Here is a 16,063-nt window from a genome sequence, read left to right on the forward strand (position 1 = left end):
TACTGTATTTTTCTTTCACTCAGGCGCGGCCTAGCCCTGCAACCAAAGAAGGCCACTAGACAAAATACCCACACCCGCGATTCAGTTTTTTACAAAAGGGCTATGGCAAGCCCCGCCGAACTGCCTTTAAAAGTACCTATAAACTTTTAAAGTGTTAGCGCATACGAACGTAAGAAGAACCGTCGAAGCACCCAACTACCATACCGACGGCCTCACGCGTAAACAGGCCGTTCTCGACCACACCCGGAATACGATTAAGCTCGATTTCCAAAGGTGCCGGATTCTCGATGACTGCGCCGCAATGGCAATCCAGAATAAAGTTGCCACTGTCCGTTACAACCGGTTGTCCATCGCGCACGCGACGCTTGATCGAAACTTCAGTAATACCGTGCTCGGCCAGTACCCGAGCCACCATGCGCTCGGTCTGCTTCCAGGCAAACTGTACGACTTCGACCGGAAGGGGAAACTGCCCCAGGCAATCAACGATTTTTGTTTCATCGCATACACAGATCATCCGTTTCGAAGCGTGCGCGATAATCTTCTCCCAGAGAAGGCAGGCACCACCGCCCTTGATCATGTTGAACTGACGGTCGATTTCGTCCGGCCCGTCGACTGTCAGGTCGATTTCGCCGATATCGTTCGGGTCGGTGATCTCGATACCCACTTCCCGTGCCACCTCGATCGTCGAACGGGAGGTCGTGGTGCACGTCAGCTTCAAGCCTTCTGCGACATACTTGCCCAGTTCGCGAACAAAGAAATGCGAGGTCGTCCCTGAACCCAAGCCCAACTTCATGCCATCTTGCACGAACTCCTGGATTACCCGGCGCGCGGCGACCTTCTTGGCTTCGTTCTGCTGGTTGCTCATCTGATTACTCCTCTGTTACGCGATTTCTCGCGCAGGTTATTGGGGATCAAATCTTGTCGGTTTGCCATGAGTCCAGGGCTGTCAGCTGGTCAGGGAACTGACTGCCGCTGGCGATGGCGATGGCGGTTACCAGCATGTTCGTGACCAGGTGATGGTTGAGCCGTGAAGCCAGAGGTGTCATAAGCTCGGTGTGGTCGTAGGGCTTGACCGCGATCAACACATCGGACGCACGTGCAAGCGGGCTATCATCGGCTGCGATGGACACCACTTTCGCCCCACCCTGGCGTGCCGCCGTAGCCACCTCGACCATTTGCCGGGTATGGCCTGACTGCGAATAGATCAATGCTACTTCGCTTGGACGCGCACTTTGCGCATGCATCTCCTGACGCTTGGCTCCCAGCAGCGCCTGACAGCGCAGGCCCAGTCGCTGGAACTTATGCTCCGCGTCCAAGGCGTTGACCTCGGAAATCCCGGTGGCATAAATCCCGATCCAACTGGCGGCCTGCAAGTACTGGGCAGCGTCTGCAACCTGCTCAGGCAGCAGATCCTCGGCCAGTCTCTGGATCGCATTCAATGAGTTGCGGCAAGTCTTCCTGACAATATTGTCGATGCTGTCATCGGGAATAATCTGTTCATAGGCAAAGGGCGCCGCGGGCATGAGGCTCTGCACAAGATGCAGCTTCAGCTCCTGATAACTCTCGAAGCCGAAGCGGCGGCAGAAGCGCATGACCGTGGGATCACTGACCGAACAGGTTTCCGAAAGCCGAGCCATACTCATCTGCAGGACTTTCGAAGGTGAAGTCGCAACAAAATTGGCAACACGGCGCTCGGCCCGGTGCATGTTCTTGCTTTCAAGAAGAATGCGTTGCAACAAACTGACGGTCATATTCCCTACCTGGTTATCGGGGTGCATGGATGGCAGGAGCCCGTCGCAACAGATCGGCCAACCGGCTCAAGCGCTGCTCCTGCGAAGTCTCGACGTTGGGGCCGCCGCCCCAGGGCACCACGAAAAACGGAACCCCCGCCCCCTCGGCAGCCTTCTGATCCACACGGGTGTCACCGACATAAGCCCAGTCACCCGCCACCAGTTCCATCGCTTCGGCCACCGCCAGCAAGTGCCCCGGATCCGGCTTGCAAGCCGGTACCGCATCGGCACCCAGCGCAACGTCGAACAGCGATGATAAGCCAAGCTGCTCCAGCACCTTGCCGGTTACCGCATGGTTTTTGTTGGTGCAGATGCCCAGGCGGATACCGGCGTCATGCAGCGCTTCAAGATCTTCACGTACATAAGGGAAAAACCGGGTTCGCCCCGCCGGATCATCCAGGTAAGCGCGCAGGTATCCGTCGAAAGCACGCTCTACCGCCGCTTCGTCATACGCGATACCGAGATCATCCAGGATATCGACGATCAGTCGCCGTGGCCCATTGCCGATGAACTGCTCGACATGGTCAGGATCAAGTTCAGGCCAGTCGTTCAAGGCGAAGCCGACATTCAGGGCTTTCGCGATATCAGGCGCGCTGTCGATTAGCGTTCCATCGAGATCGAAAATAAGCGCGGAATAGACGGACATGAAACAGACTCCTGAAAAATGACTAATCGAAAATGGGGGCGCCAAGCTCTACGAAGGATTCTTTGAGCGCCGGATAAAGAGTGCGGTAGATGCGGTGCGCCTGGGCAAAGACCTCTGCCGTCGAAGCATCGGGTTGCTCGCGGGTGATAGCGCGGCAACTGCGCGCCGCACTGCCGGCATCGGGCCAGACGCCCACCCCCAGCCCTGCGACCAGCGCTGCGCCAAACGCCGCCCCCTCAGCCGCCCCTTCGGTGGTGAGCACGTCACAGCCGAAGATATCCGCCTGAAGCTGTCGCCAAAGAGATGAGCGCGCACCGCCGCCGGACGCTTTCACAAGGCGTCCATCGATGCCCAATGGCTTCATCAAGGCGTGCATGTCCAGCAGCGCATGAACCACACCTTCCATCACCGCACGCGCCATATCGCCGTGGGTGTGGCAGGCGCTCAGGCCGACAAAGGCCGCACGCGTCGTGGGATCCGGGTGCGGGCAACGCTCGCCGTTCAGATAAGGGAGGAACAACAGGCCATGGGCCCCGGCCGGGCTGAGCGCGGCCTCGGCAACGACTTGCTCGAACGAAGGCGCGATGCCATCGAAGCCGACGCAGAGCTTGTCGCGGAACCAGTTCATCGCACCGCCGGCGTTCAGCGAAACGCCCATGCAGTGCCACTTGTCCGCCGCGACGTTGCAGAAAATCTGCAAGCGACCATCCGGGTTGTTCTGGGGCGCATCCAATGCCGCCGCGAGGATACCCGCGGTGCCAATGGTTGTCTGCAACTCGCCCGGCGCGATCACACCGGAACCGATCGTCTGAATGACCGAATCGCCGCCGCCCCCGACGACCGGCGTACCCACCGGCAGGCCGAACGAATCGGCGCCCGCTGCCGAGATCCGACCAGAGATCACCTGCGACTCGAATACCGGCGGCAACAACGCAGGATTGATCCCTACCTTCTCGATCAGTCCGCTCGCCCACTGCCGCGAGCGCACATCGAACAGCCCGGTGCCCGAGGCATCCGAGACTTCGCTGGCAACCTCGCCGGTCAGGCGCAGACGCAGGTAGTCCTTGGGGTTGAGTACAGTAGCCAGGCGCGCGTACAGTTCAGGCTCATGCCGCTGCATCCAGAGGATCTTGCCGCCTGTATAACCGACCAACATACGATTGTTGGTCGCGGCCAGCAGCCCTTCGAGCCCGCCTGCCGCTTCGGTGAGCAGCTCACACTCCGCGCCGTTACGCTGGTCGTTCCACAGGATCGCTGGACGCAGCACCCGATGCGAGGCATCGAGTGGCACCAGCCCATGCATCTGCCCAGACAGCCCTACGCAAAGCAACTCGACCTCGGGAGCCTTGGCCAGCGTACCCGCAACAGCCCGTCGAGCGCCCTCGACCCACAGCTCAGGGTCTTGTTCAGTCCAGCCGGGGCGAGGTTGAGACAATGGATAAGTCGCCGTATCGGCGGCAATCACCGCCCCATCGACGCCCATCAGCAAGGCCTTGCAGCCTGAGGTGCCGATATCGATTCCCAGGAGTGCCTGCATGGCTCACCCCCTGACGCCGTGATGCAGACGGACATGCTTGAAGTTGAAATACTCCAGCAACCCTTCGCGACCGTGCTCATACCCCACACCACTTTGCTTGCGCCCCCCATAGGGCGCATTCATGATGCCGGCGTCGACGTTGTTGATTGCCACATTGCCGTAGTCGAGCCCCGCCGACAGGGTATGGATCTCGACCAGGTCGCGCGCATAGACATAAGCGGCGAGCCCATAGGGCGTGTCGTTCGCCAGGCTGATCGCCTCGTCAAGGTCGTCGAAGGGCGCAATGCCCACCAGCGGACCAAATGTCTCTTCGCTCATCACCAGCATCTCGTGGGTGCAATCGGCAACCACCGTCGGACGGAAGAAGTGCCCCTTGGCATATTCCTCACCCTCTGGCGCCTTGCCTCCCGCCACCAAGCGCGCGCCCTTGCCCAGCGCATCTTCAAGATGCGCACGGGTCTTGGCCAACGGCTCGGCCGAGGCCATCGCGCCCAGGTCGGCCGCCGGGTCTTGCAGGCCGTCATGCACGGTCAGCGCATCGGTAGCCGCGCCGATCTTGCTGACGAACGCGTCATAGATCGAACGATGGACGTAGATACGGTTGATCGCGATGCAGATCTGCCCACAGTTCCGGAAGCTGCGGCGTACCGCTCCCTTGACCGCAGCATCCACGTCGGCGCTGGCGGTCACCAGCAGTGGGCAGTTGCCACCGAGTTCGAGCGACAGACGCTTGACCTGCGGGCAGCTTCGCTGGATATGCAGGCCAACCGCGCTGGAACCGGTGAAGGCAATCTTGCTGACGTCAGGGTGCTCGACCAGCGCCTGGCCAACCTGCGAGCCCTTGCCCGTCAGCACGTTGACGACACCGGCCGGGATACCGGCTTCAATGCATTTCTGGGCAATCGCCAGTGCCGTGAAGGGGGTGATTTCAGCGGGTTTGATAACGATGGTGCAACCTGAGGCGAGGCTGGCGCACAACTTCCAGCCGACCAGCTCGGCCGGGTAGTTCCAGGGCGTGATCGCCCCCACTACGCCGATCGGCTCACGGACGACGAGACTTTGAAACCCCGGCTGATCGTTCGGAATGATCTCGCCGTGCACGCGGGTCGCTTCCTCGGCATAGAAATGACAGGCCTCGGCCAGCTTGAGGATCTCGCCCTTCGCCTCGTTCACAGGCTTGCCTTGTTCAGCCGTCATGATCTGCGCCATGTTCAACGCATCCGCAGCAATCAAGTCGCCCAGACGGTGCAAGGCAGTGGCACGGGTCTTTGGCAGCTCGCTGGCCCAGGGGCGGAACGCATGGCGCGCAGCAGCAACAGCCTCCTCGATCTCGTCCGGGGTCGCAGCCGCGATATGACCAATCACGTCCCCGGTAGCCGGGTTCTCTACCGGCAGGCGTGAGCCCGCGCCCTTGCGGAATTGCCCATTGATAAACAAAGCGCCTTCCAGCGCGGCAATCGAGTCGAAGAGAGAATTGTTTTTGTACATGGGATCTCCGTCGCCTTCCTCTGCGGTTGAACCAAGTGGTTTGAGCCGAAAATATAGTATTACTAGTTTTTTGCAAGACTCCTCTCAATACAATTTCAGCATGAACACGTCAGCCAACTACTGAAAACGATGATAAAGAAATTATTTTTTCTTATACTTCAACAATTTGAATAAAAATCGCACTGAATTTCACTCGAAAGGTTTTTTCTTGAGCCTGGACGGCTTGACCATGCTCAAATCCGAAACGTAGCATTACTAGATATTCCCCCAGAGGAGTCCCCCATGCTGCTACATGCCCATCAACGCACGTGGCTACCTCTGAACAGGGATCGCATGGATCACACGCCGCCCCGGCATTGCCCACTGATCTGAGAGGTAGATGATGGAATACCGCGAAAAACAAAGCCTGGCCGGCAAGCTCGCACTGGTAACTGGCGCAGGCCAGGGTATCGGTGCAGCCATCGCCGAAGGGCTGGCCGCAACCGGTGCAGAAGTGATCTGCACCGATATTCAGCGCGAGCGTGCCGAAGTCACCGCACAAGCGCTCAACAGCAAGGGTTACAGCGCCCGGGCCGAGGCCCTGGATGTTACCGACAGCAACGCGATCAACAGCCTGGCGGCCAAACTGCCCGCCCTGGACATACTCGTCTGCAATGCCGGGATCGTGATCAACACCCCGGCCGAGGAGATGAGCGACGCCGAATGGGACAAGGTCATTACCGTCAACCTGACCGGCGTATTCCGTACCTGCCGGGGCTTCGGCCGACGGATGCTCGAGGCGGGGCGCGGCTCGATCATCAATATCGGCTCGATGTCCGCCCAGGTCGTCAACGTGCCGCAGCCCCAGTGCCACTACAACGCATCGAAGGCTGGCGTGCACCACCTGACCAAATCCCTGGCTGTGGAGTGGGCAACGCGCGGCGTTCGTGTCAACGCAGTGGCCCCGACCTATATAGAAACGCCATTGCTGCATGGACTGGAAAGTCAACCGGGGCTGATATCGCGCTGGCTCGACCTGACGCCCGCCGGGCGGATGGGGCAACCGCACGAAGTGGCCTCCGTGGTGCAGTTCCTGGCCTCGGATGCCTCCAGCCTGCTGACGGGTTCGATCATCACAGCCGATGCTGGCTATACCTGCATATGAGGTGTAACGATGGCACAAGCACTTGTTCTTGAGCGACCACGCGAACTCACCCTTCGTGAGATCGAGCTTCCCACTACGCTTGGCCCCAGGGATGTCCGTGTGCGCATGGACGTGGTCGGGATCTGCGGCAGCGACGTCCATTACTACCGGCACGGCCGTATCGGCCCATTCGTGGTCGATGCACCGATGGTTCTTGGCCACGAGGCCGCCGGCACGATCACCGAATGCGGCGAAGAGGTAAACGACCTGCATCCCGGCGACCGGGTCTGTATCGAGCCCGGCGTGCCGGACTTTTCCAGCCGTCCGAGCCGCATCGGCCTTTACAACCTCGACCCGTCGCTGACCTTCTGGGCAACGCCGCCGGTGCACGGCTGCCTGACCTCGGAAGTGATCCACCCCGCGGCGCTGACCTACCGCTTGCCCGACACCATCAGCCAAGCCGAGGGTGCCATGGTTGAGCCGTTGGCGGTCGGCATGCAGGCAGTCACCAAAGCAGGTATCCAGCCAGGAGATGTGGCCCTGGTCATGGGCGCAGGCCCTATCGGGATCCTCACTGCACTTTGCGCCCTGGCCGCAGGCTGCGCACGGGTACTGATATTCGACCCTGCCGCAGAGAAGCTGAAGAACGTGGCGCAATACCACGGAATCGAGGCGCTCTCCCCTGACACCAGCGACCTCAGTGCCCAGGTGACGGCGGTAACGGAAAGTCGCGGCGTCGATCTGGTCTTCGAATGCTCCGGCGCCGCAAAGGCTTTTACCGATTTGGCGAACTGCCTGCGCCCAGGCGGAACCATCGTCTGTGTCGGCATGCCGACGGCCGAAGTGCCACTGGACATCGTCGCCCTGATGGTGAAGGAAATCCGGATCGTTACCGTGTTCCGCTACGCCAATGTCTATGAGCGGGCTATCGCGTTGATGGCGAGCGGCAAGATCGACGTAAAGCCACTCATTACCGCGACCTACCCATTCGAACGGTCGATCGAAGCATTCGAACGGGCCGACCGGGCGCATCCGCAGGACATAAAGCTGCAAATCACATTCTGAACACAACCTGCGCACCACTGGAGCGAGATGCCTCGAATGAGAGGCATCTCGCTCCAGCACTCATCATGTATCGAAGACAACGCCTTTTCAGCATTGCCCCCTCATATAGATAATCTCGCAGCCCCAAAAGCCCAAGCCCGAAGGGCAGGCTGCCCCCGGCATTCCGTGAACCGCAAAAAAGCCCGTACCTCCAGCGAACTGGCTGTACGGGCAAAGTAGCCATTACGCCCTTGACGATCATGCGACTGCTCGATAGCAGTCCAAGCACGACATTATCCGTGCCTATCGCAGCCCCATTAAAGTGGTGGCGTCAATCAACATTACGGCCTGTTTCAGGAGATTCAAGCCCAGTGCTTCAACTTGCTGGTTCGACCTATACCGGGGTTACACGTATTGGTGGGATCAAGCTTGACGAAGTGTCGCCGATGTTCTTCAGACGCTTGATACAGGTGGCCGATATTGTGCTCTGCAGGATACTTCGCCCCGCGCTGGTCTAAATGCTCGAGCACGCCTGCCTTGAACTTCACGCCGTCAACACCGGGCTTAAGGATGTAGTCCTGATGATTCACCAGGCAGAAGAAGTGGCCACAGCAGGTTTCCTCCAGAACCTGCGCCTTCAATTCCGCAGGCAACTGGATCATCCAGTGATCATCATTCCTGCGTAGCGCTACATCAAGGGAAATCAGCCGACTGTCACCGTCGATACCATGATAATCACAATAGAATATCGCAGCACCACCAACAGCGAAGCGGATCAAAAAGGCATCTGCCTGCTCTGTGTCGCTGCACTGGAACCAGTCGCCGCTGCGCTCAGCAAAAAACGATGACAATAAAGTATTCAACTGTTGAGTATCAGACCGGTCGACCTTGATCATCAAGTGGTGCTCGAAGCGTTGGTGAAACGACAGCAAGCGTGGCGCCACATTGGCTGGGATTAGCCGGTTCCCCCACTGAATCAACCGATCAATCATGTTGGCAGGCAACAACTTCAGGCGCTTGACCCGGGCATCCCACATCGCTTTCTTCTGCATGAGTCCAGGCAATGCAGCCGGACCTAGACGCTTGATGGACAAATACATATGTCGCGCATAACGCAAGGTCAGGCGAAAAGCAGAGCGGTCGATGTATTCTGCCTGTACTGGCAGATGGTCAAGGTTTTCAATTAAGAAGCGACGCAGGCTCAGCAGTTCCTGCTCATCATCGGTTCCGATATAAAAGGTATTTTCCGCCTTCACTGCTTCGAAGGTGGCCAGGCGAACTGCGAACACAATCACCTTACCCGCACAGCCTGAACTTTCGTATAGATATTGAGGGTTGCCATTGAACCGCGTCGGCGTCTGAGCGTCGACATCCTTGATCACTGCGTAATAATCGTCCGCCCAGATTTTCCCAGCCCAGTCACTTGCAGTGCCAGTGCTATAGCGACCCGTTTCGAGACTGCTGATCATCTGCTCGGGTGTATCCCCAAGCTCAATACCCAAATGGTTCACCAGTTCAATATTGCCGTCTTCAGTGATCCGGGCAAACAGCGACTTTTCGGTAAAGGCGGGCCCGCGCTGCAACAGTGAACCACCTGAGTTGTTGCAAATGCCCCCCACTACCGAGGCTCCGATACAGGACGAGCCAATCACCGAGTGCGGCTCCCTGCCGTAAGGTTTCAAGCCGTCCTCCAGCTCAGTCAGCGTACTGCCAGGAAAGGCGATAATCTGCCTGGCATCATCGATCACTTGCATGCCTTTGATTTTGCGGGTGCTGATGATCACCACCGGCCGGTCATAGTCGTCCCCCTGGGGGGTCGAACCACCGGTAACACCCGTGTTCGCGGCCTGCATCAGAATGATGACCCCACCTTGCTGGCAGACATTCAACACGCTCCACAGCTGCAACAAGGTTTGCGGCAGCACGACCGCCAACGCCTCGCCTCGACCATAACGAAAGCCTTTACAGTAATAGGCTTTTTGGTAGTCGTCAGTGATCAGATTATCGCTGCCGACCAGCTCGCCCAAGCGTTGAAGGGTTAACGACTGCTGCATGATGTGAGACCTTCCGTTGTTTATAGTCGAGCGCCAAATATGTTCATATTTAGTGAGATTCCCCGATAGCCGCCAATGACAATTTCCCATGAATCGATAACCAATCATGATCGATTCAACGGCACGGTAAGTGATAACAAGCCACGAAGTGGCAGAGTGAGCCCCGCCCCACGGACTTGATTCCAGGCGCAGGCTGCAAGCAATTGCTACTCATTGAGGAATTTGGTGCTCTCTAGGCTGTGCCAAAGCAGGGACGTTTTTCACACGCTGAGCTGTTTGCTGACACCCGTGAACGTCAACTATGGATCCAGGCTGAGCGAAAACTCCTAGAGCAGCCCGACTGGTTAGAAATATTCATCGGCCATCAGATCGGCGACCTGGTGCAGACCTGGTGCAGGTGAAAGTGGTGCGACGCCTGCTCGACGGTTCCTGTGGGTGCGCTCGGATACCACCAACCAGTCGGCCTTCACCCTCAACCTCGACCGCAGCGAGCCGGTGTTCTACGTGTTGCAGCAGCCTTCGGTGAGCGACCTCGCGGTACTCGACCGCGAATGCACCAAGGCTGGCCTGCCACGGCCGGTGTTGCCGGTGGCAGTGGGCGACCTGACCCCGGAGCCCGAAACCCTGTGCGTGGTCGCCGGCGCCCAGCATCCGATGGCCAACGCAATGCACCTGAGCTGGGAGGAACTGCAGGATATGACCTGGGTGCTGCAACAGCACCCAAGCCCCATGCGCACCATCATCAACCAGGCGTTCCACAATGCGCGGGTGGACATTCCCAGCAGCATCGTCGAAACCACTTCGATCATGACCCTGCTGTCGTTGCTGCAGCAGACCGACATGATCGGCGTCACCCCGGTATCGGTGGTCAACGATTACCCGGGCAAGCACCTGCTCAAGGTGCTGCCGATCACCTTCGTACCACGCCTGCCGCCCTACGGCCTGATCACCCGACGCCACCGCATCCAGTCTTCAGCCATGCAGGCCTTCATCGATGCGGTGAAGGGCGAACACGCCACGAACCAGGACGCGTCCATGGCCGAGTGAGTCTGCCTGGCGGTTTGAAAGCGATAGCCGTTCCACATCTAGGGTGGATGACGCTCTTTTCATCCACCATTGCGATTGCAGAGCGGTGGACGGGTCGGGCCGCGTAGGTAAAGCGTCGTCCACCCTACGACAGATCGCTCCCGCCCTATCGCCGCCTACCGACATTGGCGGTGTGGCTCGCCCCTACGCCCGCTTGTTCAGCCCCCTGGCAAGGCGGTCGCCAGCGAACTGGATCAGGCTGACCAGCACCACCAGGGCGACGATCACGGTGAGCATCACCTGGCTGTCGAAGCGCTGGTAGCCGTAGCGGTAGGCCAGGTCGCCAAGGCCGCCGGCGCCGATGGCTCCGGCCATGGCCGAGGAGTTGATCATGGTCACCAGGGTGATGGTGAAACCGCCGACGATGCCCGGCAGGGCCTCGGGCAACAGCACGTGCCAGACGATATGCCAGCGGCGGCAGCCCATGGCCTGGGCCGCTTCGATCAGGCCGTGGTCGACCTCGCGCAGGCTGACTTCGGCGATGCGGGCGAAGAACGGCGTGGCGGCGATGGTCAGCGGCACCACCGCGGCCCACACGCCGTAACTGGTGCCGACGATCCAGCGGGTGAAGGGGATCAGCGCGACCATCAGGATCAGGAAGGGGATAGAGCGGAACAGATTGACGAAGCTGCCCAGCACCTGGTTCAGCCGCGGCGCTTCGAAGATCCCGCCCTTGCTGCTGGTGACCAGGAACACCGCCAGCGGAATGCCCGCCAGCAGGGCCAGCAACGACGACACGCCGACCATCAGCAGGGTGTCGAGAAACGCCTGCCAGAGGCGCTCAAGCAGCAGCGACATAACCCAGTACCTCCACGTGATCCGCTAACTGGTGGGCGTTGTGCAAGAGTGCTTCGCGGCTGTGCGGTGAAGCGCTCACCGCCAGCAGCAGGTAACCCAGGGCATGCCCCTGAATGCGTTCGATACCACCGTCGAGCAGTGCCAGGCGGCCGCCGAGTGCGCCGGCCACCGCGGTCAGATCCGGCTCGGGGTTGTTGCCGGAAAACTGCAGGCGCAGCACCAGCGCGTCTTCCGGTTGCTGCTGGTGTTCGCTGAGCCGCGCCTGCACGTCCGCCGGCAGCCCGTGGCGCAGAGGCGCCAGCAGCGTACGGGTGACTTCGTGGCGGGGCGCGCCGAACACCCGCCAGACCTCTCCCTGCTCGACCACTTCGCCCTGTTCGAGCACCACCACGCGGTCGCAGATATCGCGGATCACCGCCATCTCGTGGGTGATCAGCACGATGGTCAGGCCCAGGCGCCGGTTGATCTCGCGCAGCAGGCCGAGGATCGCCTGGGTGGTCTCCGGGTCGAGGGCCGAGGTCGCCTCGTCGCACAGCAGGATCTGCGGATCGTGCACCAGGGCGCGGGCGATGCCCACGCGCTGCTTCTGCCCGCCGGACAGTTGCGCCGGATAGACGCCATGCTTGTCCTGCAGACCGACCAGTTCCAGCAGCTCGCGCACCTTGTGCTGGCGCTGTTCACGGGGCACGCCGGCAACGCGCAGCGGCAGCTCGACGTTCTGCCACACGGTCTTGGCCGACATCAGGTTGAAATGCTGGAAGATCATGCCGATGCGCCGGCGCAGCTGCACCAGGTGATCCTCGTCGAGCAGGCCGATGTCTTCGCCATCGATCAGCACCTGACCGCTGCTCGGCGTTTCCAGGCGGTTGATGGTGCGGATCAGCGAAGACTTGCCAGCGCCGCTGCGGCCGATGATGCCGAACACCTCGGCGCGGGTGATCGCCAGATCGATATCGCGCAGCGCCTGCACCGAGCCCTCGGCGCTGTCGTAGACCTTGTTCAGGCCGACGAAGCGCAGTTGCGCCGCGCTGTCCTGGCGGGCCTGGGCGACCTGCTGCAGATGGGGATCGAAACCGCTCATGCTCAGCTTTCCCAACCCGGCTGGTAGAGCTTGCCGTGGGCCTTGTCGAGGGCGGCGCGCACGGCCGGCGAATGCTGGTAGATATCGACGAACTTACGCAGGCGCTCATCGTCCTTGCTCGCCGGCTGGATGACGAACTGGATGATGTACTCCGGGTTGTCCACGCCATCGAACAGCAGTGCCGACTCCGGATCGTGGGTGCCGGCCAGGCGGATGTAGTGCGGGTAGCCCTGGGCCAGATCGACCTCATCCAGTGCGCGAACCAGTTGCACGGCTTCCAGCTCGATGATGCGGATGTTCTTCGGATTGCTGGTCACGTCTTCGAGGGTGGCGCGGTAGCCGACGCCCGGCTTGAGGGTAATCAACCCGGCCTTCTGCAGCAGTTGCAGGCCACGGCCGCCGTTGATCGGGTCATTGGCGATGGCCACCTTGGCGCCTTCGGGCAAGCTGGCGATGTCGGTGTATTTCTTCGAGTACAGGCCGACGTTGTTGATCACGCCCGGCGCGTAGGGCACCAGGTCGTAGCCGCCATCCTTGTTGGCGTTCTCGAGGAACGGCACGTGCTGGAAGTAGTTCACGTCGATATCGCCGTTGGCCAGGCTGACGTTGGGCGCGATCCAGTCGCTGAATTCGATCAGTTCCACCTCCAGGCCCTGCTTCCTGGCTTCGGCGACCGCCACTTCCAACGGAGGGGCGAAGGCAGCGGTGGTGCCCAGCTTGAGCGGTTGCGCCGCCGCGGCCAGGCCGGAAACGCTCAGCAGGGCTCCCAGAGCGAGGGTTTTCAATAACGTAGACATGGCTTTCATCCTTGGTCGATCAGTGAGCGTTGTTTGCAGCATTGGCAATCGGCGATGCAGCGTCAGCCCGTCGCCAGGCGGCGCCACTGTGGTTTTCCGGCAGGCGTGGCCCCTGGCCGAACAGCTTGTGGCGCAAGCTGCCTTCGGCGTAGGCGGTCTTGTACAGGCCGCGGCTCTGCAGCTCGGGCACCACCAGTTCGATGAAGTCGGCGTAGCTTTCCGGCGAGACGATGCGCGTCAGGTTGAAACCGTCCAGGCCGGTTTCCTCGAACCAGGCCTGCAGTTGATCGGCCACCTGGGCCGGCGAGCCGATCACTACCGGGTAACGGCCACCGAGGGCGTGCTGTTCCAGCAGGCGGCGCTTGGTCCAGCCGCTGTCCGGGGCGGTGAAGGCTTTGACCACCGACTCGATGGCGTTGGTCTTCTGGTAGCGAATCGGTTCGTCCAGGTCGTACTCGGCGAAGTCGATGCCGGTGGAGCTGGAGAAATGCGCCAGGCCCGCTTCCGGGCTGGCGTAGCGCAGGTACTCGGCGTGCTTGTCGCGCGCCTCGGCCTCGCTCGGCGCGACGATCACGCTGATGCCCATGAACACCTTGATCGCCTCGGCCGGACGCCCGGCACTCAGCGCACTGGCGCGCACCTTGTCGACCTGCTCGCGCACCGCCGCCTTGTCGTGCCCGCCGATGAAGACGCACTCGGCATGCTGACCGGCGAAGCGCAGCCCGCGCGCCGACGAGCCGGCCTGGAACAGCACCGGCGTACGCTGTGGCGACGGCTGGCTGAGGTGGTAGCCCTCGACCTGGTAGAACTCGCCCTGGTGCACCACCTTGTGCACCCTGCCCGGCTGCGCATAGACACGCCGGGCGCGGTCGGCGACCACGGCATCATCCTGCCAGCTGCCCTCTAGCAGTTTGTACAGCACCTCCAGGTACTCGTCGGCCTGGTCATAGCGGCGATCGTGCTCGACCTGCTGGCGCAGGCCCATGGCCTTGGCGGCGCTGTCCAGATAGCCGGTGACGATGTTCCAGCCGACCCGGCCGCCGCTCAGGTGGTCGAGGGTGGAGAGGCGCCGGGCAAACAGGTAAGGCGGCTCGTAGGTCAGGTTGGCGGTCACCCCGAAGCCCAGGTGTCGGGTCACCCCGGCCATGGCCGAGACCAGCAGCAATGGATCGTTGACCGGTAGTTGGATGGCCTCCTGCAACGTCAGATCGACACCCTGCCCGTACACGTCGTAGACACCGAGGATATCGGCGATGAACAAACCATCGAACAGCCCGCGCTCGAGCAGTCTGGCCAGATCCGTCCAGTACTCCAGCTCGTTGAACGCCGTGGCGTTGTCCCGCGGGTGCGTCCACAAGCCGTGATGGATATGCCCCACGCTGTTCATGTTGAAGGCGTTGAGCAGAATCTGTCTGGCCATCAGATGGTGCCCCGACGTGGCGGTAGTGCATCGTTGAGGTAGTAGTTGCCCACCGCGTGGTATTTCCAGCGCACCGGATCGTGCAGGGTGTGGGTTCGCGCGTTGCGCCAGTGGCGATCGAGATTGTGCTCGGCCAGGGTGACGCGGCTGCCAGCCAGTTCGAGCAGCTTGCTGGACAGCGCCAGCGAGGCTTCGGTACCTATCGCCCGCGCCTCGGCCACGGCGATGGATGCGGCCGCCACGCTGGCCGCATCGGGTGCAGCCTGAGCGAGGTCGAGGATTTCACCGGCGCGTTCCAGCAGCGCTTCGGCCGCGTGCAGGTGGATGGCCAGCCGGCCTATCGCCTTGAGGGTCAGCGGGTCGTCGCTGGCCTTGTCCACGCCCGAGTCGATCCACGGCCGCGAACTGCTGCGCACGAAGCTCAGCGTGTCTTCGTAAGCGCCGCGCGCGATGCCGATATCGATGGCGGCATGCAGCAACTGGGCGAACGGCCCGACCGTGGTCGGTCGCTCGAACGAAGCCTGGAACGGCACCACGTCCGCGGCGGCCACCGGCACCTGTCGCAACAGCACCGAGCCGCTGCCCGTGGTGCGCTGACCGAAGCCGCTCCAGTCATCGATGATCTCCAGCCCCGGAGCATGACGAGGTACGAAAGCCAGATGGCCGACGCCCTGCTCATCCACCGCCAGGGTGGGGATGCGCTGGGCGTACAAGGCACCCGTGGCGTAGAACTTGCGCCCGTCGATGCGGAAGTTTTCGCCATCGGCGATCAGCCGCGTGGTGCGATCCTGGGAAGTCCTGGTGCCCAGTTCCGCCAGGGCATTGCCAAAACGCACGCCCTGCAGCACCTCGCCGTACAGGCGACGCTGCTGTTCGGGGGTGCCGTTGATGCGCAGCACCTCCAGGGCATAGAAATGGTTCTGGGGAATCTGCCCCAACGAGCCGTCGGCCTGGGCAATTCGCGCGATCACCTTGGCGAGGGTGACGCTGGATACGCCGGCGCCACCAAACGCCTTGGGTACGCTGATCGCCCACAGGCCGGAACGGCTGAATCGCTCCAGTTCGGCATGCGGCAGCAGGCGTTCGCGGTCGCGCTGGGCGGCGCCGGTACGAAATACCTCGGCCAGGGCGTTGGCGATCTCCAGCGCTTCGGCATCGCTACCGATCAGCGCCGGCGCGGTATGCAAGGGTGCATTCAT

12 protein-coding genes and 3 pseudogenes are annotated in these 16,063 nt (G+C 61.2%); 4 read left to right on the forward strand and 11 right to left on the reverse strand.

The window, feature by feature from the left end; all coding sequences use genetic code 11:
* Positions 1–154 precede the first annotated feature (154 nt).
* Genes rpiA through DNK10_RS01615 form a run of 5 tightly spaced genes read right to left on the reverse strand, consistent with a single transcriptional unit; the run spans position 155 to position 5,461 of the window.
* Positions 155–865 (reverse strand): ribose 5-phosphate isomerase A, encoded by a 711-nt coding sequence (rpiA, locus tag DNK10_RS01595; RefSeq protein ID WP_131190371.1) that lies wholly within the window; start codon positions 863–865, stop codon positions 155–157.
* Between the two features lie 46 nt (positions 866–911).
* Positions 912–1,751, reverse strand: a complete 840-nt coding sequence (locus tag DNK10_RS01600) for a MurR/RpiR family transcriptional regulator (RefSeq protein ID WP_131190372.1) — start codon at positions 1,749–1,751, stop codon at positions 912–914.
* Positions 1,752–1,764: 13 nt separating this feature from the next.
* Positions 1,765–2,436, reverse strand: a complete 672-nt coding sequence (locus DNK10_RS01605) for an HAD-IA family hydrolase (RefSeq protein WP_131190373.1) — start codon at positions 2,434–2,436, stop codon at positions 1,765–1,767.
* Between the two features lie 22 nt (positions 2,437–2,458).
* The gene (gene xylB, locus DNK10_RS01610; RefSeq protein ID WP_131190374.1) at positions 2,459–3,973 is read right to left on the reverse strand and encodes a xylulokinase; all 1,515 of its coding nucleotides are present in this window, start codon (positions 3,971–3,973) and stop codon (positions 2,459–2,461) included.
* Positions 3,974–3,976: 3 nt separating this feature from the next.
* Positions 3,977–5,461, reverse strand: coding sequence for an aldehyde dehydrogenase family protein (locus DNK10_RS01615; RefSeq protein WP_131190375.1), 1,485 nt, complete (start codon positions 5,459–5,461; stop codon positions 3,977–3,979).
* Between the two features lie 382 nt (positions 5,462–5,843).
* Here DNK10_RS01615 and DNK10_RS01620 point away from each other — a divergent pair, with 382 nt between their 5' ends.
* Entirely contained in the window at positions 5,844–6,605 is a 762-nt protein-coding gene (locus DNK10_RS01620) for an SDR family NAD(P)-dependent oxidoreductase (RefSeq protein WP_131190376.1), read from the forward strand.
* Positions 6,606–6,614: 9 nt separating this feature from the next.
* Positions 6,615–7,649, forward strand: a complete 1,035-nt coding sequence (locus tag DNK10_RS01625; RefSeq protein ID WP_131190377.1) for an NAD(P)-dependent alcohol dehydrogenase — start codon at positions 6,615–6,617, stop codon at positions 7,647–7,649.
* Positions 7,650–7,990: 341 nt separating this feature from the next.
* Here DNK10_RS01625 and dld read toward each other — a convergent pair whose 3' ends face one another.
* Complete coding sequence (dld, locus tag DNK10_RS01630) at positions 7,991–9,682, reverse strand: D-lactate dehydrogenase (protein ID WP_131190378.1); 1,692 nt, start codon at positions 9,680–9,682, stop codon at positions 7,991–7,993.
* Between the two features lie 429 nt (positions 9,683–10,111).
* On the opposite strand from dld, the pseudogene DNK10_RS26385 reads away from it, so the two are divergent.
* Together DNK10_RS26385 and DNK10_RS01635 are read left to right on the forward strand one after the other, a co-directional pair.
* Positions 10,112–10,303: pseudogene (locus DNK10_RS26385) on the forward strand (hypothetical protein); the annotation flags it as partial.
* Positions 10,301–10,729, forward strand: a pseudogene (locus DNK10_RS01635) (LysR substrate-binding domain-containing protein); the annotation flags it as partial. The pseudogenes DNK10_RS26385 and DNK10_RS01635, both read left to right, overlap by 3 nt.
* Before the next feature lie 183 nt (positions 10,730–10,912).
* Here the strand turns inward: DNK10_RS01635 and DNK10_RS01640 are convergent.
* The 5 genes and pseudogenes from DNK10_RS01640 to DNK10_RS01660 all read right to left on the reverse strand — a co-directional run bounded on the left by DNK10_RS01640 (position 10,913) and on the right by DNK10_RS01660 (position 16,063).
* The gene (locus tag DNK10_RS01640; RefSeq protein WP_165493573.1) at positions 10,913–11,566 is read right to left on the reverse strand and encodes a methionine ABC transporter permease; all 654 of its coding nucleotides are present in this window, start codon (positions 11,564–11,566) and stop codon (positions 10,913–10,915) included.
* Positions 11,550–12,590, reverse strand: a pseudogene (locus tag DNK10_RS01645) (methionine ABC transporter ATP-binding protein); the annotation flags it as partial. The pseudogene DNK10_RS01645 and the gene DNK10_RS01640, both read right to left, overlap by 17 nt.
* Before the next feature lie 59 nt (positions 12,591–12,649).
* The gene (locus DNK10_RS01650) at positions 12,650–13,444 is read right to left on the reverse strand and encodes a MetQ/NlpA family ABC transporter substrate-binding protein (protein WP_131190381.1); all 795 of its coding nucleotides are present in this window, start codon (positions 13,442–13,444) and stop codon (positions 12,650–12,652) included.
* Between the two features lie 19 nt (positions 13,445–13,463).
* Positions 13,464–14,864 carry an LLM class flavin-dependent oxidoreductase gene (locus DNK10_RS01655; protein WP_131190382.1) on the reverse strand — a complete coding sequence of 467 codons (1,401 nt, stop codon included), beginning with the start codon at positions 14,862–14,864 and terminating at the stop codon, positions 13,464–13,466.
* A complete protein-coding gene (locus DNK10_RS01660; protein WP_131190383.1) occupies positions 14,864–16,063 on the reverse strand; it encodes an SfnB family sulfur acquisition oxidoreductase in 1,200 nt (399 codons plus the stop codon). Before DNK10_RS01660 ends, DNK10_RS01655 begins: the two co-directional genes overlap by 1 nt.

The organism is Phytopseudomonas daroniae, assembly GCF_004327275.1.
Lineage (GTDB): Bacteria > Pseudomonadota > Gammaproteobacteria > Pseudomonadales > Pseudomonadaceae > Aquipseudomonas > Aquipseudomonas daroniae.

Excerpts from the sequence above, each read along its gene's own strand:
- dld (WP_131190378.1), bottom strand. The coding sequence starts at position 9,682 with ATGCAGCAGTCGTTAACCCTTCAACGCTTGGGCGAGCTGGTCGGCAGC.
- xylB (WP_131190374.1), bottom strand. The coding sequence starts at position 3,973 with ATGCAGGCACTCCTGGGAATCGATATCGGCACCTCAGGCTGCAAGGCC.
- DNK10_RS01600 (WP_131190372.1), bottom strand. The coding sequence starts at position 1,751 with ATGACCGTCAGTTTGTTGCAACGCATTCTTCTTGAAAGCAAGAACATG.
- DNK10_RS01655 (WP_131190382.1), bottom strand. The coding sequence starts at position 14,864 with ATGGCCAGACAGATTCTGCTCAACGCCTTCAACATGAACAGCGTGGGG.
- DNK10_RS01620 (WP_131190376.1), top strand. The coding sequence starts at position 5,844 with ATGGAATACCGCGAAAAACAAAGCCTGGCCGGCAAGCTCGCACTGGTA.
- DNK10_RS01605 (WP_131190373.1), bottom strand. The coding sequence starts at position 2,436 with ATGTCCGTCTATTCCGCGCTTATTTTCGATCTCGATGGAACGCTAATC.
- DNK10_RS01615 (WP_131190375.1), bottom strand. The coding sequence starts at position 5,461 with ATGTACAAAAACAATTCTCTCTTCGACTCGATTGCCGCGCTGGAAGGC.
- DNK10_RS01650 (WP_131190381.1), bottom strand. The coding sequence starts at position 13,444 with ATGTCTACGTTATTGAAAACCCTCGCTCTGGGAGCCCTGCTGAGCGTT.
- DNK10_RS01640 (WP_165493573.1), bottom strand. The coding sequence starts at position 11,566 with ATGTCGCTGCTGCTTGAGCGCCTCTGGCAGGCGTTTCTCGACACCCTG.
- DNK10_RS01625 (WP_131190377.1), top strand. The coding sequence starts at position 6,615 with ATGGCACAAGCACTTGTTCTTGAGCGACCACGCGAACTCACCCTTCGT.
- DNK10_RS01660 (WP_131190383.1), bottom strand. The coding sequence starts at position 16,063 with ATGAATGCACCCTTGCATACCGCGCCGGCGCTGATCGGTAGCGATGCC.
- rpiA (WP_131190371.1), bottom strand. The coding sequence starts at position 865 with ATGAGCAACCAGCAGAACGAAGCCAAGAAGGTCGCCGCGCGCCGGGTA.